Raw genomic sequence first — 20,503 nt, 5'->3', positions numbered from 1 at the left:
GTCGGGTCTATACTCTCGGCTCATGGCGGATCACGGACTGCGCGAGCGCAAGAAGCAGGCAACACGCCAGCTGATCTCGAACGTGGCGACAGGCATGTTCATCCAGCGCGGCTTCGACCAGGTGACGGTGGCGGAGATCGCCGAGGCGGCGGGCGTCTCGAAGATGACGGTGTTCAACTACTTCCCGCGCAAGGAGGACCTGTTCCTCGACCGCCACGCGGACCGCCTGGCGGAGCTGACGTCGGTGGTCTCGTCCCGGCCGGCGGGCGTCTCGCCCTGCGCGGCTCTACGCGCGCACCAGCACTCACTGCTGGCCTCCGGCCACCCGTTGTCCGGCGCCATCGCGGGCGGCCCCGGCTTCTGGTGGGTGCTGACGTCGAGCCCGGCGTTGATGGCGCGCTGGTACGAGCAGGAGCGGGAGATCGCTGCGGCGTTCACTTCGGTGTTCGTCTCGGAGACTGGCGACGCTTTCCGGTCCCGGATGGTGGCGGGGTTGCTGACCACGGCAATCGCGACGATCTTTTCGCACGCGATGGAGCGGATCATCGGGGGCGAGGACGCGGAATTGGTCCGGCGGGAGCAGGTCGCGTTCATCGACGAGGCATTCGACCTGGTGGAAAACGGCGTGGGAGATTTTCCGGGAGCGTAGGACTCGCCGACTCCGGCGCGCACCGGCACACTGTTCTGACGAACAGAGCTCCGGCGTCCGGGAGGTTCGGTGTCCGTCGACAACACCGTCACCGGGACGGCGGGTGCGGTGGTGCAGGCGAACTCCATCCGGGGTGGCGTCCACTGGCACGTCGACACGCCGGTGGAACTCCCGAAACCGCGGCAGCTACCCGCGTCGACACGCGATTTCGTCGGCCGTGCGGCTCAGCTCGACGAGCTGAACAACGTGCTCGTCGAAGACGACCGGCCGGGAACCGTCATCGTTTCCGCGATCGACGGCACGGCGGGCATCGGCAAAACGACGTTGGCGCTCACGTGGGCGCACCAAGCGGCGGATCGTTTTCCGGACGGTCAGCTGTACGTCAATTTACGCGGATTCGAACCCACGGCGGCGCCGATGCCGCCGGAAGAGGCGCTCCGCGGTTTCCTCAACGCGTTCCGCATCCCGACGGACACCATTCCCGCCGACCTGCAGGCGCTGTCGGCGCTGTACCGGAGCCTGCTGGCCGGCCGGCGGCTCCTGATCGTCCTGGACAATGCCCGGGACAGCGAACAGGTGCGGCCGCTGCTGCCGGGCAGCACGTCGTGCGCGGTCGTCGTCACCAGCCGCAACCGGCTCACCGAGCTGGTCGTGCGGGAAAGCGCCCGTCTCGTCACCCTCGACATGCTGTCCGCCGACGACGCACGCGAGCTCCTCGCCCGGCAGCTCGGCGACGGGCGCGTGGCCGCGGAACCGGAGGCGGTCACCTCCCTGGTCCGGTCGTGCGCCGGCCTGCCACTGGCGTTGACCATCGCCGCCGCCCGCGGCGCCACCGACCCGCGGTTTCCGCTGACCGTCCTCGCCGACGAGCTGCAGGACGAGCAGGGCAGGCTCGACGGTCTGGAGACGGGCGACCCGCAGACGGATCTCGAGTCGGTCTTCTCGTGGTCGTACCGCTCGCTGCCACCGCCGGCCGCCCGGGTGTTCCGCTGCCTGGGCGCCCACGCGGGAGCCGACCTCGGTCTCGACGCGATCCGTGCCTTGACGGATGGGTCCCTCGCACAGGCACGAGCCATGGTCGCGAAGCTCGTGCGGGCCAATCTCGCGGATCAGTACCTGCCGGGCCGGTACCGGATGCACGACCTCTTGCGCCTGTACGCCCGGCGGCTGGCAAGCCCGGAGGATTCCGTTGCGCTGGAACGGATGTACGGGTGGTACCGCGACCGTGTGACCGCCGCGGTCTCGTGGATCCACCCGAGGCTGGCTGGTGACCGCTATTTCCGAACTTGCAGCGAAGCGATCGCTTGGCTCGAGACGGAGCGCGGGAATCTCGTGGCGATCATCTTGGATGAGCGGCAGTCCGAGCTCGCGGTCGAGTTGGCGTGTTTGCTCACCCCTTTCTTCCGCGAGCGTCGCAACTTCGACGACTGGGGCCGGACCCTGACGGCCGCCTACCGTCGGGCTGAAGGCGAACGGAAGGCCGTGGTCGTCGTCGAATTGCGGTTCTTGGAAGCGGTGTCGCACACGCGAGTCGACATCGGCGAGGTGGCGGCCACGGCCCTGCCGGCCGATGACGGAGAAGTCCTGGCTTGCCTCGCGAGGACTTACCTGGCGTCCGGATGTGGCAGTCAGGCGAAGGAAGCCGCGACAGCTGCGCTGGCTCGGCTCCGAGCTGCCGGCGACCCGCGTGCCGAAGGCTGGGCTTTGCTGGTGCTCGCCGAGGTCTGCACCTACCAGCTGTTGTTCGACGAAGCGGCGGCCGCGCTGGAGCAGGCGTTGGAGATCTGGCAGCGGCTCGGCGATCGATGGTTCGAAGCCGAGACGTTGATGCGCAGAGCGAAGGCGGACCGCAAATGCAGCCAGGTCACGCACGCCATCGAATGTCTCGACCGCGCGTATTCGATCTACGACTCCTTCGGTGATTTGACCGGTAAGGCGCAGGCGATTTGCCTACGCGGCAGCGTTCTGGGCCAGTACGGTGACGCAAGGCGGGCTTACGAGGACCAGCTACTCGCGCACCGCTTCGCAGTCGACGCGGGCGACCTCCGTCTGGAAGTGCAGGTACTCGATGAACTTTGCTGCGCGGCGCGCGGAGTCGGCAAGATCGCTGCGTGCTGGGGGTATCACGACCGCTGGGCAGCGGTCGCGGACGCGCTCGGAGATCCCGACGGTCCGCTGGTCGCGTCGACGGAACTGGGCACGGCGTATTCCGAGCTCGGCAATCACGCGCGGGCGATTTCCCTGCTGCGTGAGCTTCGAGAGCGCGCACGCGGACTTCGGATCGAAACCGAAGGCCGGACGATCCGCGCACTTGGCGACGCGTACGGCCGGCAGGGTTGTATCACCGAAGCAGTGCGCTGTTATTTGGAACTCGAAGCGCTCTACGCGGATCACGGTGAACTTCTGGAGGGAGCACTGGGGGGACTCTGCGCTGTCTACCGGGCGGTCGGCAGTCTCGCTGACGTCATGGCTTGCGCAAAACGTCGCATCGAGGCGAACGGGAACAGGGGAGATCCGGGCAGTGAATGCTGGGCTTTGGATGACCTGGGGATCGCCAGTACCGCTTCCGGCCACTATCAAGATGCGATTTCAGTGCATGCTCGCGCGATGGAGCTGCGATCTGTGATGGGCATGGACTCGTACCGACGCGGCTGGGGATTCGTGGATATCGCCTTCGTGCACCTCGCGGCGGGGCGATTCGAAAATGCGTTGACGAACCTTTACGACGCTCGCTCGGTTCGCGAGAGCTCGGCCAACTTATTCGGTGTTCAGCAGCTGGTGGGTATGATCGCCGTGCTTCACATCGTGAGGCGCGAGTTCGATATCGCGCGATCTTTCGTCGAACAGGTCATCCGATTGTCTCCCTTTGTTGCCGGGCCGGTGGTGGAGGGCTTGAGGAAAATACTCGGATGTTATTTGTCTACCTTCAGGTTCGATGAGTTCGAGATGTGCTATCTGCGAGCCCTGCCGGCAGTCCGGCTTCTGGGCGACCGAACGAGTGGAGTGAGCATCCGGTGCTCCGCCGTGCAAGCCAGGCTCAGGGCGGGCCGAAGTGCGGAAGCTCTTGAGCTGCTCCGTTACGAGATCGACCTCGCTGAGGCGGCAACGGACTTTACCACCGCCGCGAGCCTTCGCTCTGAGCTCGTCGTCGCCCTGACCGGCCTTCGGCGATTCACCGACGCCGAATCCGAAGCGCTGCAGGGAATCCGGGCTGCGCAACGGACGGCGAGCGAAGCGGATCACATGAGCTTTCGGAGCCTCTGTGGACGGATCTACCGGAAGCAGGGCCGGTACGACGAGGCGCGGCGAATCCTTGACGCCGGTATCGCTATCTGTGAGCGCAACGGCCATCCGGCCAAGGCGGAGCTCCTGGCGCGCCTGGCCCAGACCTGTCTCGAGGCCGGAGCTCCGCGAGAAGCGGTCGACGCACAGCGCTCGCGCCTCGACTTGGATCGCGCAGCGGGTGACGACCGCAAGGTGGCCGTCACTCTCGCCAAGCTGGCCGAAGCCCACGGCGTGGCCGGCGAGCGCGCTGCGGCGCAACGATTCCTCGATGAGAGCATCGTCTTGACGCGTCAGCTGGAGGACCCGCGTGGGGCGGCTGCCGCTTTGGGTGCGTGCGCGCGGGCGGCGCAAAGCTTGGGACTGTTCGACCAGGCCGAGGAGCACTTCATCGAGCAGGAGAAGCTCAGCGGTGTGGTCTTCGATCTGGATTCACAAGCGAAGTCCGTCTCGAACCGTGCCGAACACCATCGCCGAGCCGGCCGGCACGCGACCGCGCGTGAGCTTCATGAGCGGGGCCTGGAGTTGCGACGGGAGCTCGGAGATCCGCTCGGAACCGCCGACCAGCTGCGGAAGCTGGGCGTGGTCACCGCGGAACTCGGCCTGCTCGACGAGGCAGTCGGACTCCTGACGGAGAGCCGCGCCATGGCCGGAAACTTCGGTGACACCGCCCGTCTCGCGGACGCCTGCCGGGCACTTGCGGCCGTTCATGCTCGTCGAGGCGACGTCCGGCCGGCTGAGCAACTGCTGGCTCGATGCCGCACTCTTTACGAGCGGCTGGGTGATGTTGTGGAGCTTCGAGGACTGCCCAGGAGCGTCAGCGAGTCATGATCGCGTTCAGCGAAGGGCTTGCTTCGCGCCCTGCGCTACCGCGTCCGCGACGGCTGCCAGTGCCGGCGAGTCCAGCTTCCACTGCTGCCAGTGCAGCGGCACGTCCATCGGCCGGTCCGGGGCCAGGTCCACCAGCGAATCGCCACGCGTGGCCGCCTGGAGCTCTGGGACCATGCCCCAGCCCAAGCCCGCGGCCACGGCGTCGGCGAAGGACTCCGAGGCTGGGATGTGGTGGCGGACCGACGTGAAGCTTCGGCGGCGGGTCAGGCTTCGCAAGAAGCGGTCCTGTAAGTCGTCCTTGCGGTCGAACACGATCACCGGGGCCGTGGGGAGGGATGTTGGCAGGGGAGCGTCGGAAAGCCAGCGGGAGATGAACGCCGGGGACGCCATGGCTCGGTAGCGCATGCGGCCCAGGCGGGCTGAGGTACAGCCTTGGACTGGTTGCGGGGATGCCGTGACCGCGGCCATCACCAGGCCTTCGCGAAGCAGGGCCGCGGTGTGGTCTTGGTCTTCGCGCTGGAGGTCGAAGCAGATGCTGTCGGGGACTTTGGCCAGGGCCGGGAGGAACCAGGTGGCCAGGGAGTCCGCGTTCACCGCTATCGACAGGGTGCGGACCGACGAGCCCAGGCCCAGTTCGGTGAGGGCGTCCTGTTCCAGCTGGGCCAGGGAGCGGGCGAAGCGGATCAGGGCCTGTCCCGACGAAGTGAGCTGGATCGGCTTGGTGCGCAGGAGCAGGACCCGGCCGGTGCGTTGCTCCAGAGACTTGATGCGCTGGCTGACCGCGGACGGCGTCACGTGCAGGACCGCGGCTGCGGCGTCGAAGCTTTGCTCGTCCACTACGGCCAGCAGGGTGCGGACCTGGTCGAGCGGGAGGTCGGACATCACGAGCGCTAATGTTACGTAAGAATCTTTAGCTGGAGTGATCCAGGAGGACGGTCATACCGTAAGAGGGTGTTCACGCTCCTTCTGGCCGGGTTCGGGACCGGCCTGTCGCTTATCGTCGCCATCGGGTCGCAGAACGCCTTTCTGCTGCAACAGGGGCTGCGCGGGGGTGCCGTGGCGCCGCTGGTCGTCATCTGCGCCGTCTCCGATCTCGTGCTGATCGGGCTGGGGGTCAGCGGGATCGGAGCCGTGCTGGAGCGGTGGCCCACCGCCATCGGGGTCATTGCCGTCGGGGGTGGGGTGTTTCTGCTCGGGTACGGCGTTCTCGCAGCGCGGCGGGCGTTTCGGCCGTCCGTGATGACGGTCGGGGACGAGAGGACGCCGTTGCGGAAGGCCGTGCTCGCCTGTGTGGCCTTCACCTGGCTCAACCCGCACGTCTACCTGGACACGGTGCTGCTGCTCGGCTCGGTCGCCGTCGCGCATGGGGATGGGCGGTGGCTGTTCGGGGTGGGGGCCGGGGTGGCCAGTGCCGTCTGGTTCAGTGCGCTCGGGTTCGGGGCCAAGCGGCTGGCCGGGGTGTTCGCCAAGCCCGTCGCGTGGCGTGTGCTGGACGTCGTGATCGCCGTGACCATGACCGGGCTCGGCGTGACCATGCTGCTCGGCCGGGTGTAGGTCACCAGAGCTGGCCACGCTCTGAGGCTGGCGGGCGTTCCAGTTCCAGGAGGAATTCCTTGCGCTTCAGGCCTCCGGCGTATCCGGTCAGCTTGCCGTTCTTGCCGACGACGCGGTGGCACGCGACCAGGATGCTCAGCGGGTTGCGGCCCACCGCCGCGCCGACCTCGTGAGGGAGGCCGCCGACCGCTTGGGCCAGGTCGCCGTACGTCGCGGTGGCGCCGTACGGGATCTTGGCGATCTCCGCCCAGACCGCGCGGTCGGTGGCGGGGCCCTCGGCCTGCGTCGGGACGTCGAACGTCGTGCGCTGGCCGGCGAAGTACTCCTTCAGCTGGCGGACGGCCGCCGGGAACGCGGTGTCGTCGCGCTCGCCGAACGTGGTGCGGTCCGGGCGGGTCCAGTGGTTCGGGAAGTACAGGCCTGTCACGGCGTCGTCCGTGCCCACCAGGGTCAAGGGGCCGAGGGGGGAATCGACTTCGAGGTGCTTCATCAGGTCTCCCAGGTGGTGCCGTCCGGCCGGGTGCCGCGCAGGCCGGGTAGCGCGAAGTCCGCCAGGGCGGAGGTGAGGATTGTTCGGTGGGGGCTCCAGGAGGTGGACAGCCGGAGCCGGTGTGCCATGCCCGCCCAGCCTGCCGGGGTGGCGCTGACCACCCAGATGTCCGGGTCGGGGGCGGCGAAGCGGCGGGCTTGGCGTAGCCAGGATGCTGCGGTTTCCGGCCACGTGACCGTCGCCAGGACCAGGCCGCCCCACGCGGCGGCGATGCGCGCGCCGTCGGCGCGGGAGGCCGGGTCGGCCGCCGTGCCGATCACGATGTGGCGGGCGGGGCCGATGAAGCTCACCAGCGCCGCGAGTTCGGCGCTGGTCAGGCCGCCGCGTGACGCATGAGGGTGAGTGGGCGAAGGTGGATCGAGTTCCATGCCGTCGCGTGGCGTGTGGGGTTCGGTGCCGGTCGCGCCGCGTCGTCGCACACCAGGTTGCACGTGGGTCGGCGGCCCGAGTTCGTCGCTCCTCATGCCGCGTCGTGGAAGACCAGGCCCAGCGTGTGGCGGCGGCCTGACCGGACCGCCGATACGCCGTGGCGGACCGGTGCTGCCGACCAGCCTCGGGATGAGCGGACCGGGCGGTCGCGGGTGGTGAAGACCAGGCCGTGGCCTTGGGGGATCACCGTTGCCGTGCCGCGGGACTGGGCCCGGGGGCGCTGCTCCACCACCAAGAACTCGCCTCCCGTGTGGTCGGTGCCCGGGGCGTTCAGGTTGATCACCACCTGCAGCGGGAACACCTTGTCGCCGTACAGGTCCCGGTGCAGTGCGTTCCAGCCTCCCGTCTCGTAGCGCAGCAGGATCGGTGTCGGACGCCGCTGGCCCGCCTCGTGGCAGACCGACAGCCACTCGTCCAAAGTGGACGGCCACTCGGCTTCACGGCCCAGCCGCGAGGACCAGTCACGGGCGATCGGGAGCAGCCTCGGGTAGAGCGACTGACGCAGCCGCTGCACCGGTTCCGGGAAGGGGGCGGCGAAGTAGTGGTAGTCGCCGTTGTCCCCGAAGCGGTGACGGCGGAGGTTCACCGTCGCCCGGAAGTGTGATGGCTCGTCCCAGAGCGCCACCAGCTCCGCACACTCCTCCGGTGTGAGCAGCTGCGGCAGGAGTGCGCAGCCGTAGTCGTCGACTTCCGCCGCCACCGCGGGCCAGTCGGCCGCGGCGACGCGCTGTTCGAAAGTGCTCATACCCGGTAGACGCGCCGGCGGGGTGAAACGTGAGATCGGAAGCTCAAGCCGCTTCCATCGTGAGCAGCAGGCGTTTCGCTTCCTCGCCGCCCGCGTACTGGCCGTACGAGCCGTCCGAACGGACGACCCGGTGGCAGGGGACCACCACCGGCAGCGGGTTCAGCGCGCACGCCGTGCCGACCGCGCGGACCGCCTTCGGGCTGCCCGCCGCCGCCGCCACCTGGGCGTAGCTTTCGGTGTGGCCGTACGAGATCTCCGGCAGGTGCTCCAGCACCGACAGGCGGAAGCCGCGGGCCAGGCGGAAGTCGAGGGCGACGTCGAACTCGTGGCGCCCGCCGGTGAAGTACTCGTCGAGCTGGTGGACGACCGGGTCGAGGCGGGCCGGGGCGCGCAGGATCCGGGGGCTGATGAGCGCGGCCAGCTCGGCCAGGACCGCGTCGTGGTCCTGGCGGTCGAACGCCACCTTGACCAGGCCCTGCTTTGTCGCGGCCAGCAGCAGTGAGCCGACCGGGGTGTCGAGGGTGCGGTAGGCGACGTCCAGCAGGCCTTCGCGGTCGGCGGCCGCGGCGAGGCGCTCGTGCATGGGGTTCGGGTCGAGCTGGTAGATCTCCGGAGAAGCGAAGAAGATGTCCGTCATGAGTGCGCTCCTTCCAAGGGATAGGTGGCCCGCAACGCCTTCACGCCGTCGGCGGCGGCCCGACGTGCGGCGTCCGTCGTGCCGCCGGTGATCTCCGCGATTTCGCGGTACGGCAGCCCGGCCAGGTAGTGGTAGGCGACGGCGAGGCGCTGCTTGTCCGGCAACCTCGCCAGCGCGTCCCACAGGTCACCGGTGAACGTCTCCGCGCGGCCGGGCCGGTCCGGGACCTCCCCGACCGGGAGCGGGCGGCGGGCCTGCGCGCGCGTGACGTCGATGGCTTTGCGGTGCGCGATCGTGACGAGCCACGCCTGGACGTTCGCGTCCGCCGGCAGCTCCGGGTACGCCTTCAACGCCGACAGGAAGGTCTCCGACCAGGCGTCTTCGGCGTCGGCGGGGCCGAGCACGGCCCGGCAGACGCGCAGCACCATCGGCCCGTGCTCGGCCACGATCTGCTCGAACGGTTTCACGATCACACCCGGTAGACGCCCGGGACCGCCGGAACGTGAGATCACGGCTTCGCGGTGCCCGTGACGACCGTGGCGCCCAGCTCGTCGGACTCGTGAACCCGCGGCGCCAGCCCTGCCGCCGTGAAGATCTCCGCCAGCAGCGGCGCCTGCCGCTCACTCGATTCCACCAGCACGGTCCCGCCCGGCGCGAGCCAGCCCGGCGCGCCCGCGGCGACCCGGCGGGCGAGGTCGAGACCGTCGGAACCGCCGTCGAGGGCGACGCGCGGTTCGTGCAGCCGCGCCTCGGGCGGCATGGTCGCGACCGCGCCGGAGGGCACGTACGGCACGTTCGCCAGCAGGACGTCGACGCGCCCACGCAGGGACGAAGGCAGGGCGTCGTAGAGGTCGCCTTGGTGGACGGCGGCGTCCGGCAGGTTCAGCCGGGCGCAGGCGACAGCGGCGGCTTCGACGTCGGCGGCGTACAGCTCACGCGGCCGCTTCGCCGCCGTGAACGCCGCGCCGAGCGCGCCGGATCCGCAGCACAGGTCGAGCACCACTGGGTCGGGCGGGGCGAGGGACACGGCGACGTCGACCAGGAACCCGGTGCGGCGCCGCGGGACGAACACCCCGGGCCGCACGCGGACGCGCAGGCCGTGGAACTCGGCCCAGCCCAGCAGGTGCTCCAGCGGCAGCCCGGCGACCCGGCGCGCCACCAGGGACTCGAGCTCGGTGGCCGTCTTCGCGGCGTCGACGAGCAGCGCGGCCTCGTCCTCGGCGAAAACGCAGCCGGCGGCGCGCAGGCGGGAAATGACGGCTGAAGTGTCCACCGGGGACGGAGACTACCGGACCTCCACCGCGTCCCCGACGTTCAGGCCGTCGAAGAACGCCGCCGAATCGGCGGCGGTGAGGTGGACGCAGCCGTGCGAAGGCGCGTCGAGCGGTCCCGCGTGGAAGGCGATCCCGCCGGCGGCGAAGAACACCGAGTTGGGCATGTCGGTGCCGTAGTCGCTGCTGCGGTGCTCGCGGTCCTTCCACACGACGTGGAACGACCCGGGCGGCGTCGCCTGGTCGGGTGGGCCGAAACCGGCCGGGACCGGGCCGCGCACCACGTGACCGTCCCGCAGCAGCCAGGCCAGCCGCTGCGCCAGGCTCACGCACGCCCCGGTCGTGACCGCGCAGGGCGGCGAAGGGGGGCGGCGCCGGCGTGGGGGTCGTCGTCCGCGCCAGCGGCGCCGGCTCCGCGATCGGGCTCGGCGTCGTCTCGCGGGGCGCCGAACACGCCGCCGTGACCAGCGTCAACCCCAGCAGGGTCAGCACCCCGGTGCCGCGCATCCAGCCGTCCCCTCGCCGAAGGTCCTCCCGGGAGCAGTACGGCTGAGCGGCCCCGGAGGTTGAGCCTGGCGTGCACGCGGGTTGTCCCAGCGTGCAGCGCGGCTACCGGAGCGGGTACCCGGGCGGTCAAGGTCGAACCATGACCAAGCTGAGCGCCGAGCAGATCGCCCGGCACGCCTACGCGGCCGGGTTCCGGGGGCAGGGCCTCACCACCGCGGTCGCGGTCGCGCTGGCCGAGTCCGGCGGCCGGACGACCGCGCACAACGCCACGCCGCCGGACGACTCCTACGGGCTGTGGCAGATCAACATGCTGGGCGCGCTGGGGCCGGAGCGGCGCCACCAGTACCACCTGAAGTCGGACGACCAGCTGCTCGACCCGGCCACCAACGCCCGCGTCGCGAACAGCATCTCGAGCGACGGGCACGACTTCACGCCCTGGTCGACCTACACGAACGGGGCGTACAAGGACCACCTCGCCGCCGCGCGCAAGGCCGCGAAGGACGTCACCGCGCACCACGGCAAGCCGCACGCGCAAAGCGGCAGCGGTGCGCTGAAGGTGGACGACGCCGTGCTGCACGGCTACGTGCGGCGCACCCGGCACGTCGCCGACGCGCTGGGCGGCGCGACCGGGCAGCTGCGGGACGTCCGGGACATCGCGGAGGACAGCTTCGGCCGGATCGGCAAGGAGTCGGGGTTCGCCGGCGCGCTGGCCGGCTTCGGGCTGGCGCTGCAGCGGCAGGTCAAGGGCGTCGGCACGCACGCCGACGGGCTGGCCACGGCCGCGCAGAAGGCCGCCAGGACCTACCGCGACCACGAGACGGCCACCGCGGCCGCACTGAACGACCACGCCCGACGGAGCTGACATGGACACCGCCGCACTCGCGCGCTCCTTCGCGAAGGACCTCATCGCGCACCGGAACAAGCTCGCCGGCAAGGCCGAGGACGCCGTGCGCGCCGAATACGCGCTGCACCAGGTGGCCACCGCACTGGACGACCAGCACGACGCCTACCACAAGGAAAGCACCGCGGTGCTCGGCCAGTGGCACGGCCACGGCGCCGACGGCTTCCGCCACACCAGCGCGAAACTGACGAAGGAGCTGCGGGTCACCGGGGCGGCCGGCGCCGCGGCGGAGAAGGTCGTCGCGCACGTGGCGTCCACAGTGGACAGCGGGCACACCGCCGTGCAGCGGCTGGTCGACGAGTACACCACCCAGGCGAAGCAGGTCCTCGACGCCGGCGTCGCCACCGGGACGCAGGCCGCGCTGATGCGTGCCGTCGGGCATGTCGCGGACCTGGCGCCGCACTACACGCGGCAGTCCGCGTCGACGCTGCGGCACGTCCACGCCGAACTCGAAGCGGCCGCGAAGAAGCTGAACGAGCTGCGCAAGGACCTGACCCACGACGGCGTCGCCGGCAAGACGGCGCACGCGACGCACCCGAGCCGGGTTTCCGGGCGGGGCAAGGAGATCGTCCACGCGGCGCGCGGGGAGCTCGGCACGCGCGAGAACCCGCCGGGCAGCAACCGCAACCCGTACGGGCCGACCGCCGCGTGGTGCTCGTCGTTCGCCACCGCGATGTGGCGCAAGGCCGGCGTGAAGATCCCGGTGCTGCCGTTCAGCGGCGACGTCTTCCACTGGGGACAGGCCAACGGGCACGCGTACGGCAAGCACTCGCTGCACGAGGCGAGGCCGGGGGACGTGCTGATCTTCGGCACCGGCCCGCAGAACACGTCGACGAGCACGCACATCGGCATCGTCGAGAAGGTCGAGGGGAACAAGGTCACGATGATCGAGGGCAACTCCGGGGACGCGGTCCGCCGGAACACGCACACGCTCTCGGCGTCGACGTTCTACGGAGGGGTCCACCCGTGATCACCGGAAAAGCCGCCGACCGCACGGTCGCCGTGGAGGTCGCGCCCGGCGGGGCGCTGCAGGAGCTGACGCTGGAGGCCGCGGCGCTGCGGCTGGAACCGGACGAGCTCGCCCGCCGCATCCTGCTGCTCACGGCGGCCGCTTCGGCGCGCGCGACCGCTTCGCTGTGGCACAGCGTCGACGGGCTCGGGTTGCCCGCGGCGGGCGAGGCGGCGGAAGCGACGACACCGGAGAGCTGGCGGGCGCAATGAGTGCCGAACGGACGACGGTGGAGCTGATCGAGGACGCGTTCGCGGAGCCCGGTCCGGGGTACGGCGCGCGGCTGGCGGCGATCCGGGCCGAGGCGGCGGCGGACGGGGTCGCGCTGGCGGTGGACCTGCACGGGGCGCTGGTGGAGCTGCGGTTCGAGCGGTGGGCGCTGAACCTCGCGCCGGGCGAGCTGGCGGGGGTCATCCGGCGGCTGGCCGCGGAGGCGGGGGTGGAGGCGTTGCGGCAGGGGCGGGAGTTGCTGGGGGATCTGCTGCCCGAGGACGCGGCGGGCGTGGAAGGGCCGCGGATCGGCGTGCGGCCGGTGGACGAGCCACTGACCGTGGGACCGGTCATCCGGCCGCGACCGGAACCCGAGGACGACTTCACGCCGGTCACCTGGGTGACGACGTGAAACGTGGGGCGAGCGGGTGACCGGCTGCAGAGACCGGACATGTCATGAAAGGGTCGTTCATGTCGTCTGGCGAGGTGAACGACCCTTTCATGACGTGCGGGCGGCGTCGAGCATGCGGGTCAGGCGGTCCGCCAGCCACGAGACGTCCGCCGGGGTCACCATCACCCACGGCTCGCCGCCCGCGTCCTCCGGCGTGACCGCGTAGCGGCCCGCCGCCGTGTCGAACCACGCCAGGACCGGTGCCCGGCCCGCCGGTCCGGTCGCCCCCAGCTGGCCGGCCGCGTAGCGCTCCGCCGTCGCCAGCGTCGCCAGCGGACGGACCGCGCGGCCGGTGATCCCCGCGGTGACCAGGGCTCGCTCGAAGGCGTCGTACCCGCTCCTCGCGTACGCGTCCATCGCCGCCGTGTACGCCGCACGGGGAAGACGCAGCTGCTCGCCCGGGCCCGGGGGCTGCTCGCCCAGCATCCGCACCACCGCGGGCACCACGCCGGCCGGGCGCAACGGCTCGAGCACCAGGTCGCGCTCGTCGAGCACGGCCAGCACACCCATCCCGTCCCGGACCGCCGCCAGCAGCCGCCAGGGCGCGTCCCCGAGCACCAGCGCGTCGACGCTCAGCGTCGGCGAACCCAGCACCGTGAACAGGTCCGCCAGCTCCGCGGAGACGTCGTCGCCGTCGGTCAGGCCGGCTTCGGCCAGGCTCGCGAACACGCGGACGCCCAGGTCGTCGCGCTCGGCGTGGGTGCGGCCGTGCGCGGCCACGTCGAACGGGTGCGGTGGCGGCCCGCCCGGTCCCAGGTCCGCCCAGAGGAGATCGAATTCGAGATGCGACAGGATCACCCCCGCCGACGTCGTGGTGCGGCGCGCCATGGTCCCCCTTCCCGTCGTGGGCGGCCGCCGTCGGGCACCATGGTGCCGATGGCCGAGCCGTACCCGGTGGACGTACCCGCGAGCGGGTACCTCGTCGTCCGCGCCTCGGGCGCGGCGGCGGCGCGGGCGGCGATCCTCGGCGGCGGCGGCGCTGCCCCCGCGGACATCCAGCTGCTGCTCCGCTGCCCGGTGCCGCGGGCGGTCGCCGAGACCGGCGCGAAGCTGACCTTCGCCGACGCGACGCTGCACCTGCTGCCGGCCGAGCGCGGGGTCGTCATGCTGACGGTCGCGGCGGCGAAGCTGTCCATCTCGTTCGCCGAGCTGAGGCCGCTGATGTTCCGGCCGGTCGAAGTGGACGCGCCGCTGCGGGCGCTGTTCGCGAGCGCGGTCGCGCACGTGCTGGCGGCCGGGCCGCGGCTCGACCCGCACGGGCTGGCCCACCACCTGCTGGGCCTGGCCGAACTGGTGCTGCGCAGCGCGCTGCGCGTCGAGCTCGACCGCGTCGACGCGCTGGCGGCCCGGCGGCGTGAAGCACTGGAGTACATGCGCTCCCACCTGGCCGACCCGTCACTGACCGCGGACAAGATCGCCGAGGCGCTGTACATCTCGCGGCGCCGGCTGTACCAGCTGTTCGACGACGGCCAAGGCGTCTCCGAACGGCTCAAGGGCCTGCGGATCGAACGCGCGAAGGCCGTGCTGGCGGACCCGGCGACGGCGGGCCGGGGGATCGCGGAAGTCGCGCGGGACTGCGGGTTCACCAGCGCCCCGCACTTCTCGCGGACGTTCCGCCGGGCGACCGGACAGACCCCGCGCGAATACCGGGAGCGGGAGCTGCGGGGCTGAGGTCGACGCCGGCGACGAGCGTCCCGGCCAGCCCGGCGACCTCCAGCCAGCCCCGCCCGCCGGGGGAGTGCAGGGTGAACACGGCCGCGCGCGGGCGGTCCGGGTCGAGCACGACGGCCTGCAGCTGCGCGCCGGACAGCCCGATCCGCTCGACGATCACCACCGGGTAGCCGCGGCCGGTCCGCGCGCTGCTCACCTCGCGCAGGCCGGGTGTCGTGTCCGCGACGAAGTGCTGCAGGTCCGCGGCTTCTTCGAGCGGGACGTCCACCGGGACGACGCCGGCGATCAGCAGCGCCGGGTCCGCGTCGCGGTGTTCGACCAGCGCCAGCAGGCCCGCCCGCTGCTCGTGGGCGATTTCCGCGGACTGCACGGCGGCGGCTTCCAGGCCGAGGTCGCGCGCGGCGTCGGGGCCGCGCAGGCGCGCCATGAGCGCGTGCAGCTCGGCCGTGGTGCGCTCGACCGAGTCCAGGGTCACCGGGGTGATCCCCGGTACGGCGGGCAGCTTCACTGGCCACCCAGCGCGGCGGCGAACGCGGACACGGCACCCGGCGGCGGCGTCACCGGCGCGACGGGCGTGCGCGCGACGGTCACGCCCAGCTCGCGCCCGGCGGCCGAGAACGTCTCCAAGTGCCGGCCCAGGCCGCGGAAATCGGGCGCGGACGGCAGGGGCGCACCGTCGCCGAGGGCCCGCAGCCGGTCCGCGACGCGGGCCGCTTCGATGGCGTGGACGCGTTCGAGGTCGCGCGCTTCGGTGAGCACCCCGTCGAGGTCCTGCCGCCGGTCCGCGAGCCGCGTGCGGGCCGCGGCGAGGGTGCCGGCGGCGCCGGGGGCGAACTGCGCTTCGGTTTCGGCGCGCTCGACGTCGTCCTCGGCGTCGACCACGGCCCGGCGCGCGGCACCGGCCCGGACGTCGAGTTCCTCGGCACGGCGGTGGTGGGCGACCAGGGTCCCGGCCCAGCCGTCGAGCACGCCGGCGGCCGCTTCCATGGCCTCCGGCGCGGTGGCGAGCCCGGTCGCGGCGCGGCCGGCGCGCTCGGCCAGTGCCCGCGCCGAAGGACCGGCCCAGTCGGGGATCTCGCCGGGCGGCCGGATCTCCCGCAGGCGAGCGGCGGCCGCGGTGCACCGGCGGGCCGCTTCGGCGACGGCGTCGGGGTTGCCGGGCACCGGGTCGAAGCCGAGACCGCGGAAGTCAGCCATCGGCGCGTCCCAGGCGTTCCGCGGCGTCCGCGTCGGCGGCGCGGTAGGTCTTCGCCGCGGCCCGGACGCTCTCCGCTGAGCCGGCGAAGTCCTCCTGCACGCCCCCGATCCGGCCCGACCACTCACGAGCGAGCGCGGCGAGGGCGCCCGAAACCGCGGGCGGGCCCAGGTCGCCGACGTCGAGATCGGGCACCGCGGCGCCGTACTCCCCGGCCGTGTCCGCCAGCGTCCGCGCGAGGGCGTCGAGGGCGGCCGGGTCGGCGTGGAAGCCGGTCATTCGCCGAACACCGGCGGGTAGGCGGGCGGGAGGTCGTCGAGCAGGTCGTAGCCCGACCCGTACTTGTCGCGGTGCTCGGTGTCCTCCTCGCGGCGCGCGCCCTGGCCCGGCGGGTACATGCCGTACCCGCCCGCCGTGCCGCGGCCGCCCGGCGCACCGGGGCCGAAGCCGCCTGGCCCGGCGCCGCCGACCCGCCCGGATCCGGCCTGCCCGGCTTCCCCGAGCGCCCCGGAGCCGATCAGCCCGCCGAAGCCCGGCCCGGCGGCACCGGTCGTCGCGGCACCGCCCGGCCCGATGGTGCCGTCGAGCGCGCCCGGCAGCAGCCCGGCTCCCGTGAGCGCCGCCGGCAGCGCGGACGCGGTCGACGTCGTGTCGCCGGCCGGGGAGCCGGGAGCCGGGTCGACCCGCGGGTCGGTGGGCGGGTCGGGCTCGGGGGGATCGGGCGGCGTCGGGGGCAGGGGGACCCGCGGGACCCGGTCGCCCGTCACGCTCACCTGCGGGGCGGTGTCGAACGTCGGGAGGCGGTGGCGGACGTCGTGGCTCGCGCTCTCGTACTGCTCCATCACGCGGACGGCCGCGGCCTTGGCGTCGTCCGCCTGCTTCTTGGTCGGGTGCTTGTCGTCGAGCAGGTCGTCCAGCATGTACGCGCCTTCGGGCCCGTCGAGCCGCTTGACCGCGTACCCCTCCTGAAACCACTTCTCGGCCCAGTAGTGCACGGGCTCCGGCATCTTCTTCCGCGCCTCGCCGATCGCCGACGTGTACGCGTCGAGGCCGTCGCCGATCTCACGGGCGTTGGTGCTCGCCGTGCTCGCCCACGCGGTCAGCTTGCCGATCGAGTCCGCGGCCCGGACCGCGGCCGGGCCGCGCCACGACAGCAGCAGGCTCTGCACCAGCTTGTGGACTTCGCTCGTCTCCGCGTCGACGCCCTTGGCCAGCTCGGCCCACCGGTACGCCTGCTCGCCGAGCTTCGGCGGGTCGGCCGACTGGATCATGTCCCACAGCTCGCGGTGGTCGTAGCTGTCCCAGTGGATCTTGCCGAACGACTCTTCGCGGCGGTTGGCTTCCTTTTCGCGGCGGACGCGCCGCGCCTTCCGCTTCTGGCGCGCGGTCGGCTCGTGGTTCGTGGAGTGGAACTCAGGCATCGCGCTCACCCGCCCGGAGGGCCTCGGCGGCGTCCTCGTCGTTGAGCCGGTGCGTCGTGGCCACGTTCCCGAGCGCCTCCCGCAGCGAGGCCAGCTCGGCCAGGTACGACCGCAGCGTGACCTGCACGCCGCCGGCGTCGGCCCCGCCCCGCAGCCGGAACGAGCCGCGCATCCAGTGCGCCACCGGGCCGTGTCCGTCGGCCAGCGGGACGCTCAGCTCGGCCGCCGCCGCGAGGTGCTCGGACAGGGCCTGGTAGCGCGCGTCGATGTCCGCCTTCGCCTTCTCGACCTGGTCGTAGTCCAGCGCGATGACGCCGGCGTCGGCGACCAGCCCGGCCGAGCCGCCGCCCTCCGGCTTCGCGACGTCGGCCGCGTTCTCCTGCGGCTTGTTCGCTGCCAGCCGGTCTTCCTCGCGCAGCTGCTTGCGCGCATCGGCCTCGTCCCGCACCGTCGCCATGGACGTCCTTCCTTCGCCACCCAGGCGTCCATCCTGGCCAATCCGCGCCGCGAAGAGAAGTAGGCCCGCCGCGGCTGCACGGGTGGACACGAAGACTGCACGGGCGGATAGGGCAGGATGTCCGGATGATCCCGCGTCGTGCCCGTCGTGTCTCCGGAGCCGTTCTCGCCGTTCTCGCCGCTCTCACCGGGCTGGTCGTGCTCGCCGGACCCGCGTCGGCCCACACCGAGCTCGAGTCCAGCTCCCCGGCCGAAGGTGCCGCGCTCGACACCGCTCCCACGCAGGTCGAGCTGAAGTTCGGCGAGCCGGTGACGCTGCCGCCGGACCCCATCGCGATCGACGGCCGCGACGGCGTCAAGTGGAAGATCGGCACCCCCGTGGTCGAGGGCGGGGTCGTGACGGTGCCCGTGACGCCCGCCGGTTCCGCGCAGGCCTACTCGCTGGCCTGGAAGGTGGTCGCGAAAGACGGCGACAACGTCAGCGGCACCGTGCGCTTCACCCTCACGGCGCCGGTGACGAAGGCCGCGGCGACCGGTTCCCCGGCGCCCGTCACCCTCGAGTCCGCGGGCATCCCGAAGTGGGTGTGGGTGCTGGTCGCCGTGGCCGGGCTGCTCGCGGTGATCGTCGTCGGCATCCGCCGGCTCCGGGCCCGGCCGAAGGACTAGTCCCGCGGGACCGTCACGACCCACCGCCCGGGACGGCGGCGCAGGTAGCCGCACCAGTACAGCGCCGACACGGCCAGCACGCCCGCGGTGATGCCGAGGTCGAGCGCGCTCTGCTCGACCAGGACGTAGGCCAGCGCGGCCACGGCGAGCACCGGCACGACCGGCCAGGCCGGCATCCGCCAGACGTGCGGCTTCCGGTGCGCCGCCCGGCGCGCGGCGAGGGCGGCGGCCGCGACGCTGAGGTAGAGCGCGACGACCGCGACCCCGGTGACGCCGCTGAGCGTCTCCACCGGCACGAAGCAGAGCACCGCTTCGGACAGCCCGACCACGAGGGTCGCGACCCACGGCGCGCCGAAGCGCTCGCTCACGACGCTCATCGCGCCGTTCACCGGCGCGGGCCACGCCTGGTCGCGCGCGGAGGCGTAGAGCACCCGCGAATTCTGGATGACCATCACGATCACCGCGTTGACGATCGCCGCCGCGATGCACAGGCTGATCGCGGCGCCGACGGTGGAACTGCTCCAGCCGGTGACCAGCGCGGTGACGTCGACACCGGCGAGCGCGGCGGCGTCCGGCACGGCGAGGGTGATCGCCACGACCGGTACGAGGATGACGACGGCGCTGATCCCGAGCGTCCAGAACACCGTCCTGGCCACCGTGCGGCGCGGTTCACGCATCTCTTCGGCGAGGTAGACGGCGGTGCTGAAGCCCTGCACGACGAACAACGCGACGGCGAGCCCGGCGACGACGGCGATCAGCCCGATCCCGCTCGTGCCGAGGCTCGGCTTCACGAGCACGGCCGGGCTCTGCGTGGTGTGCGCGAAGCCGAGCAGGGAGACGGCGAAGATCGCGACGATCTCGATGACCAGGAAGACGCCGGTGAGCCAGGCGTTGGACCGCAGGTTGAGCAGGCCCATCACGGTCGAGGCCAGCATGACGAGCGCGCCCGCGACCGAGGGGCCGATGTCGACACGGCGGCGAGGTAGTCGGCGACGCCGATCGCGATGATCGGCGGCACGACGAGGATCACGATGAACGAGAGCATGAAGGTCAGCCAGCCGGCGAAGCGGTTCGCCACGGTCGTCACCATCGCGTACTCGCCGCCGGCGCTCGGCACCAGCGTGCCGAGTTCGGAGTAGCAGAAGGCGATCCCGACGCAGAGCAGCACCGCGAGGGCGATGGCGAGCGCGGTGCCGGTGCCGAGGTCGGCGAACAGCGGGGGCACGAGGACGAAGAGCGACGACGCCGGCGTCACGCAGCTGAGCGTCAGCAGGGTGCCGCCGCCGACGCCGATGGACCGGGTGAGGGTTTTCTTCGCCTTGGCGGTGGCTGCGGTGTCGGGCGGGGCGGGAGTGCGGGGCATGGGCGTTCCCTCCGGCCGGGGCAAGGTGCGACGGATGGAACAGCACCGATTCGGTGTTGTCAACGCCACTTCGACGACTAAATCCGTCGTCTGGCCGGGTCGGTGACTTCGCATTCAGTGACGGGCCGTAGCGCGTGCCGCGGTTGCCCGGCGTCGGGCGCTTCGGGGATGATCCGGGGCGTGAGCAGCCAGGACACCCCCAGCCGGCCCGCGCCGCCGGTGCTCGACGACATCTCGCGGCAGATCATCGCGCAACTGCAGGAGGACGGCCGGCGGGCGTACGCGACGATCGGCAAGGCGGTCGGCCTGTCCGAAGCGGCGGTCCGGCAGCGGGTCCAGCGGCTGTCGGACTCCGGCGTCATCCAGATCGTCGCCGTCTCGGATCCCTTGCAGGTCGGGCTGTTCCGGCAGGCGATGATCGCGATCACCGTGGACGGCCCGCTCGAGCCGGTCGGCGACGCACTGGCCGAAATGGACGAAATCGCGTACGTGATCCTCTGCGCCGGGCGCTACGACCTGCTGTGCGAGGCCGTCTGCGCGGACGACGAGGCGCTGCTGCAGCTGATCTCGACACGAATCCGCGCGCTGCCCGGCGTCCGGCACGCGGAGGCGATGGTCTACCTCAAGCTGCGGAAGCAGACCTACCAGTGGGGAACTCGCGGAGCGTGACGACGAAATCCGAAGGTCTGTCCACAGTGGCAACCA

27 protein-coding genes are annotated in these 20,503 nt (G+C 71.9%); 11 read left to right on the top strand and 16 right to left on the bottom strand.

The features are described from left to right. Positions 1 to 22: 22 nt before the first annotated feature. Both MUY14_RS17670 and MUY14_RS17665 read left to right on the top strand, forming a co-directional pair. Positions 23 to 649, top strand: coding sequence for a TetR/AcrR family transcriptional regulator (locus MUY14_RS17670; RefSeq protein WP_247024098.1), 627 nt, complete (start codon positions 23 to 25; stop codon positions 647 to 649). Between the two features lie 69 nt (positions 650 to 718). Next, positions 719 to 4,762 carry a tetratricopeptide repeat protein gene (locus MUY14_RS17665; RefSeq protein WP_247024097.1) on the top strand — a complete coding sequence of 1,348 codons (4,044 nt, stop codon included), beginning with the start codon at positions 719 to 721 and terminating at the stop codon, positions 4,760 to 4,762. Between the two features lie 6 nt (positions 4,763 to 4,768). Here MUY14_RS17665 and MUY14_RS17660 read toward each other — a convergent pair whose 3' ends face one another. Continuing rightward, the gene (locus tag MUY14_RS17660) at positions 4,769 to 5,647 is read right to left on the bottom strand and encodes a LysR family transcriptional regulator ArgP (protein ID WP_247024096.1); all 879 of its coding nucleotides are present in this window, start codon (positions 5,645 to 5,647) and stop codon (positions 4,769 to 4,771) included. Between the two features lie 66 nt (positions 5,648 to 5,713). Here MUY14_RS17660 and MUY14_RS17655 point away from each other — a divergent pair, with 66 nt between their 5' ends. Then, a complete protein-coding gene (locus tag MUY14_RS17655) occupies positions 5,714 to 6,316 on the top strand; it encodes a LysE/ArgO family amino acid transporter (RefSeq protein ID WP_247024095.1) in 603 nt (200 codons plus the stop codon). Position 6,317: 1 nt separating this feature from the next. Here MUY14_RS17655 and MUY14_RS17650 read toward each other — a convergent pair whose 3' ends face one another. From MUY14_RS17650 to MUY14_RS17620, 7 genes are all read right to left on the bottom strand, one after another. Beyond that, entirely contained in the window at positions 6,318 to 6,806 is a 489-nt protein-coding gene (locus MUY14_RS17650) for a methylated-DNA--[protein]-cysteine S-methyltransferase (protein WP_247024094.1), read from the bottom strand. Next, entirely contained in the window at positions 6,806 to 7,156 is a 351-nt protein-coding gene (locus tag MUY14_RS17645) for a hypothetical protein (protein ID WP_247024093.1), read from the bottom strand. The genes MUY14_RS17650 and MUY14_RS17645 overlap by 1 nt, the downstream gene beginning before the upstream one ends. A 170-nt stretch (positions 7,157 to 7,326) precedes the next feature. Continuing rightward, positions 7,327 to 8,040: a 2OG-Fe(II) oxygenase gene (locus MUY14_RS17640; protein WP_247024092.1), complete on the bottom strand. Its 714-nt coding sequence runs from the start codon at positions 8,038 to 8,040 to the stop codon at positions 7,327 to 7,329. Between the two features lie 43 nt (positions 8,041 to 8,083). Further along, positions 8,084 to 8,677 (bottom strand): methylated-DNA--[protein]-cysteine S-methyltransferase, encoded by a 594-nt coding sequence (locus MUY14_RS17635; RefSeq protein WP_247024091.1) that lies wholly within the window; start codon positions 8,675 to 8,677, stop codon positions 8,084 to 8,086. After that, positions 8,674 to 9,150, bottom strand: coding sequence for an RNA polymerase sigma factor (locus MUY14_RS17630; RefSeq protein ID WP_247024090.1), 477 nt, complete (start codon positions 9,148 to 9,150; stop codon positions 8,674 to 8,676). The genes MUY14_RS17635 and MUY14_RS17630 overlap by 4 nt, the downstream gene beginning before the upstream one ends. A gap of 35 nt (positions 9,151 to 9,185) precedes the next feature. Further along, positions 9,186 to 9,950: a putative protein N(5)-glutamine methyltransferase gene (locus tag MUY14_RS17625; RefSeq protein ID WP_247024089.1), complete on the bottom strand. Its 765-nt coding sequence runs from the start codon at positions 9,948 to 9,950 to the stop codon at positions 9,186 to 9,188. A 12-nt stretch (positions 9,951 to 9,962) separates the two neighbouring features. Next, a complete protein-coding gene (locus MUY14_RS17620) occupies positions 9,963 to 10,277 on the bottom strand; it encodes a L,D-transpeptidase (RefSeq protein ID WP_247024088.1) in 315 nt (104 codons plus the stop codon). 50 nt (positions 10,278 to 10,327) lie between these two features. On the opposite strand from MUY14_RS17620, the gene MUY14_RS17615 reads away from it, so the two are divergent. The 5 genes from MUY14_RS17615 to MUY14_RS17595 all read left to right on the top strand — a co-directional run bounded on the left by MUY14_RS17615 (position 10,328) and on the right by MUY14_RS17595 (position 12,987). Next, a complete protein-coding gene (locus MUY14_RS17615; RefSeq protein WP_247024087.1) occupies positions 10,328 to 10,501 on the top strand; it encodes a hypothetical protein in 174 nt (57 codons plus the stop codon). Positions 10,502 to 10,594: 93 nt separating this feature from the next. Beyond that, positions 10,595 to 11,317, top strand: a complete 723-nt coding sequence (locus MUY14_RS17610) for a transglycosylase SLT domain-containing protein (protein WP_247024086.1) — start codon at positions 10,595 to 10,597, stop codon at positions 11,315 to 11,317. 1 nt (position 11,318) lies between these two features. Beyond that, complete coding sequence (locus tag MUY14_RS17605) at positions 11,319 to 12,326, top strand: CHAP domain-containing protein (RefSeq protein WP_247024085.1); 1,008 nt, start codon at positions 11,319 to 11,321, stop codon at positions 12,324 to 12,326. Beyond that, on the top strand, positions 12,323 to 12,577 hold the full coding sequence (locus MUY14_RS17600; RefSeq protein ID WP_247024084.1) for a YbaB/EbfC family DNA-binding protein: 255 nt from the start codon (positions 12,323 to 12,325) through the stop codon (positions 12,575 to 12,577). Before MUY14_RS17605 ends, MUY14_RS17600 begins: the two co-directional genes overlap by 4 nt. Continuing rightward, entirely contained in the window at positions 12,574 to 12,987 is a 414-nt protein-coding gene (locus MUY14_RS17595; protein ID WP_247024083.1) for a hypothetical protein, read from the top strand. Before MUY14_RS17600 ends, MUY14_RS17595 begins: the two co-directional genes overlap by 4 nt. Positions 12,988 to 13,074: 87 nt before the next feature. Here the strand turns inward: MUY14_RS17595 and MUY14_RS17590 are convergent, their stop codons facing one another. After that, entirely contained in the window at positions 13,075 to 13,854 is a 780-nt protein-coding gene (locus MUY14_RS17590; RefSeq protein WP_247024082.1) for an ESX secretion-associated protein EspG, read from the bottom strand. A 48-nt stretch (positions 13,855 to 13,902) separates the two neighbouring features. On the opposite strand from MUY14_RS17590, the gene MUY14_RS17585 reads away from it, so the two are divergent. Next, the gene (locus MUY14_RS17585) at positions 13,903 to 14,697 is read left to right on the top strand and encodes an AraC family transcriptional regulator (protein WP_247024081.1); all 795 of its coding nucleotides are present in this window, start codon (positions 13,903 to 13,905) and stop codon (positions 14,695 to 14,697) included. Here the strand turns inward: MUY14_RS17585 and MUY14_RS17580 are convergent. Genes MUY14_RS17580 through MUY14_RS17560 form a run of 5 tightly spaced genes read right to left on the bottom strand, consistent with a single transcriptional unit; the run spans position 14,609 to position 17,770 of the window. After that, positions 14,609 to 15,172: a hypothetical protein gene (locus tag MUY14_RS17580; protein WP_247024080.1), complete on the bottom strand. Its 564-nt coding sequence runs from the start codon at positions 15,170 to 15,172 to the stop codon at positions 14,609 to 14,611. The two genes, MUY14_RS17585 and MUY14_RS17580, sit on opposite strands and share 89 nt — an antisense overlap. Positions 15,173 to 15,201: 29 nt before the next feature. Beyond that, complete coding sequence (locus tag MUY14_RS17575; RefSeq protein ID WP_247024079.1) at positions 15,202 to 15,894, bottom strand: hypothetical protein; 693 nt, start codon at positions 15,892 to 15,894, stop codon at positions 15,202 to 15,204. Beyond that, positions 15,887 to 16,171 carry a hypothetical protein gene (locus MUY14_RS17570; protein WP_247024078.1) on the bottom strand — a complete coding sequence of 95 codons (285 nt, stop codon included), beginning with the start codon at positions 16,169 to 16,171 and terminating at the stop codon, positions 15,887 to 15,889. Before MUY14_RS17570 ends, MUY14_RS17575 begins: the two co-directional genes overlap by 8 nt. Continuing rightward, the gene (locus MUY14_RS17565; protein ID WP_247024077.1) at positions 16,168 to 17,313 is read right to left on the bottom strand and encodes a PPE domain-containing protein; all 1,146 of its coding nucleotides are present in this window, start codon (positions 17,311 to 17,313) and stop codon (positions 16,168 to 16,170) included. The genes MUY14_RS17570 and MUY14_RS17565 overlap by 4 nt, the downstream gene beginning before the upstream one ends. Then, entirely contained in the window at positions 17,306 to 17,770 is a 465-nt protein-coding gene (locus MUY14_RS17560) for a hypothetical protein (RefSeq protein ID WP_247024076.1), read from the bottom strand. The genes MUY14_RS17565 and MUY14_RS17560 overlap by 8 nt, the downstream gene beginning before the upstream one ends. A gap of 125 nt (positions 17,771 to 17,895) precedes the next feature. On the opposite strand from MUY14_RS17560, the gene MUY14_RS17555 reads away from it, so the two are divergent. Further along, a complete protein-coding gene (locus MUY14_RS17555) occupies positions 17,896 to 18,435 on the top strand; it encodes a copper resistance CopC family protein (protein WP_247024075.1) in 540 nt (179 codons plus the stop codon). On the opposite strand, the gene MUY14_RS17550 is transcribed toward MUY14_RS17555, so the two are convergent. Beyond that, positions 18,432 to 19,370 (bottom strand): APC family permease, encoded by a 939-nt coding sequence (locus tag MUY14_RS17550; protein WP_281506311.1) that lies wholly within the window; start codon positions 19,368 to 19,370, stop codon positions 18,432 to 18,434. The two genes, MUY14_RS17555 and MUY14_RS17550, sit on opposite strands and share 4 nt — an antisense overlap. Beyond that, a complete protein-coding gene (locus MUY14_RS46915; RefSeq protein ID WP_281506310.1) occupies positions 19,352 to 19,798 on the bottom strand; it encodes an amino acid permease in 447 nt (148 codons plus the stop codon). The genes MUY14_RS17550 and MUY14_RS46915 overlap by 19 nt, the downstream gene beginning before the upstream one ends. Positions 19,799 to 19,966: 168 nt before the next feature. Between MUY14_RS46915 and MUY14_RS17545 the strand changes: the two genes are divergently transcribed. Then, positions 19,967 to 20,467, top strand: coding sequence for an Lrp/AsnC family transcriptional regulator (locus tag MUY14_RS17545; protein ID WP_247024074.1), 501 nt, complete (start codon positions 19,967 to 19,969; stop codon positions 20,465 to 20,467). Positions 20,468 to 20,503: the final 36 nt, after the last annotated feature.

The organism is Amycolatopsis sp. FBCC-B4732 (assembly GCF_023008405.1).
Taxonomy (GTDB): Bacteria; Actinomycetota; Actinomycetes; order Mycobacteriales; family Pseudonocardiaceae; genus Amycolatopsis; species Amycolatopsis pretoriensis_A.
The sequence above is the reverse complement of the archived record's forward strand: the minus strand, read 5'-3'. Positions and strand labels throughout refer to the sequence as shown.

Bases quoted from the DNA above. Each gene is read 5' to 3' on its own strand.
- MUY14_RS17670 (WP_247024098.1), top strand. From the start codon at position 23: ATGGCGGATCACGGACTGCGCGAGCGCAAGAAGCAGGCAACACGCCAG.
- MUY14_RS17650 (WP_247024094.1), bottom strand. From the start codon at position 6,806: ATGAAGCACCTCGAAGTCGATTCCCCCCTCGGCCCCTTGACCCTGGTG.
- MUY14_RS17640 (WP_247024092.1), bottom strand. From the start codon at position 8,040: ATGAGCACTTTCGAACAGCGCGTCGCCGCGGCCGACTGGCCCGCGGTG.
- MUY14_RS17635 (WP_247024091.1), bottom strand. From the start codon at position 8,677: ATGACGGACATCTTCTTCGCTTCTCCGGAGATCTACCAGCTCGACCCG.
- MUY14_RS17610 (WP_247024086.1), top strand. From the start codon at position 10,595: ATGACCAAGCTGAGCGCCGAGCAGATCGCCCGGCACGCCTACGCGGCC.
- MUY14_RS17605 (WP_247024085.1), top strand. From the start codon at position 11,319: ATGGACACCGCCGCACTCGCGCGCTCCTTCGCGAAGGACCTCATCGCG.
- MUY14_RS17595 (WP_247024083.1), top strand. From the start codon at position 12,574: ATGAGTGCCGAACGGACGACGGTGGAGCTGATCGAGGACGCGTTCGCG.
- MUY14_RS17590 (WP_247024082.1), bottom strand. From the start codon at position 13,854: ATGGCGCGCCGCACCACGACGTCGGCGGGGGTGATCCTGTCGCATCTC.
- MUY14_RS17585 (WP_247024081.1), top strand. From the start codon at position 13,903: ATGGCCGAGCCGTACCCGGTGGACGTACCCGCGAGCGGGTACCTCGTC.
- MUY14_RS17575 (WP_247024079.1), bottom strand. From the start codon at position 15,894: ATGGCTGACTTCCGCGGTCTCGGCTTCGACCCGGTGCCCGGCAACCCC.
- MUY14_RS17570 (WP_247024078.1), bottom strand. From the start codon at position 16,171: ATGACCGGCTTCCACGCCGACCCGGCCGCCCTCGACGCCCTCGCGCGG.
- MUY14_RS17565 (WP_247024077.1), bottom strand. From the start codon at position 17,313: ATGCCTGAGTTCCACTCCACGAACCACGAGCCGACCGCGCGCCAGAAG.
- MUY14_RS17560 (WP_247024076.1), bottom strand. From the start codon at position 17,770: ATGGCGACGGTGCGGGACGAGGCCGATGCGCGCAAGCAGCTGCGCGAG.
- MUY14_RS17555 (WP_247024075.1), top strand. From the start codon at position 17,896: ATGATCCCGCGTCGTGCCCGTCGTGTCTCCGGAGCCGTTCTCGCCGTT.
- MUY14_RS17550 (WP_281506311.1), bottom strand. From the start codon at position 19,370: ATGCTGGCCTCGACCGTGATGGGCCTGCTCAACCTGCGGTCCAACGCC.
- MUY14_RS46915 (WP_281506310.1), bottom strand. From the start codon at position 19,798: ATGCCCCGCACTCCCGCCCCGCCCGACACCGCAGCCACCGCCAAGGCG.
- MUY14_RS17545 (WP_247024074.1), top strand. From the start codon at position 19,967: ATGATCCGGGGCGTGAGCAGCCAGGACACCCCCAGCCGGCCCGCGCCG.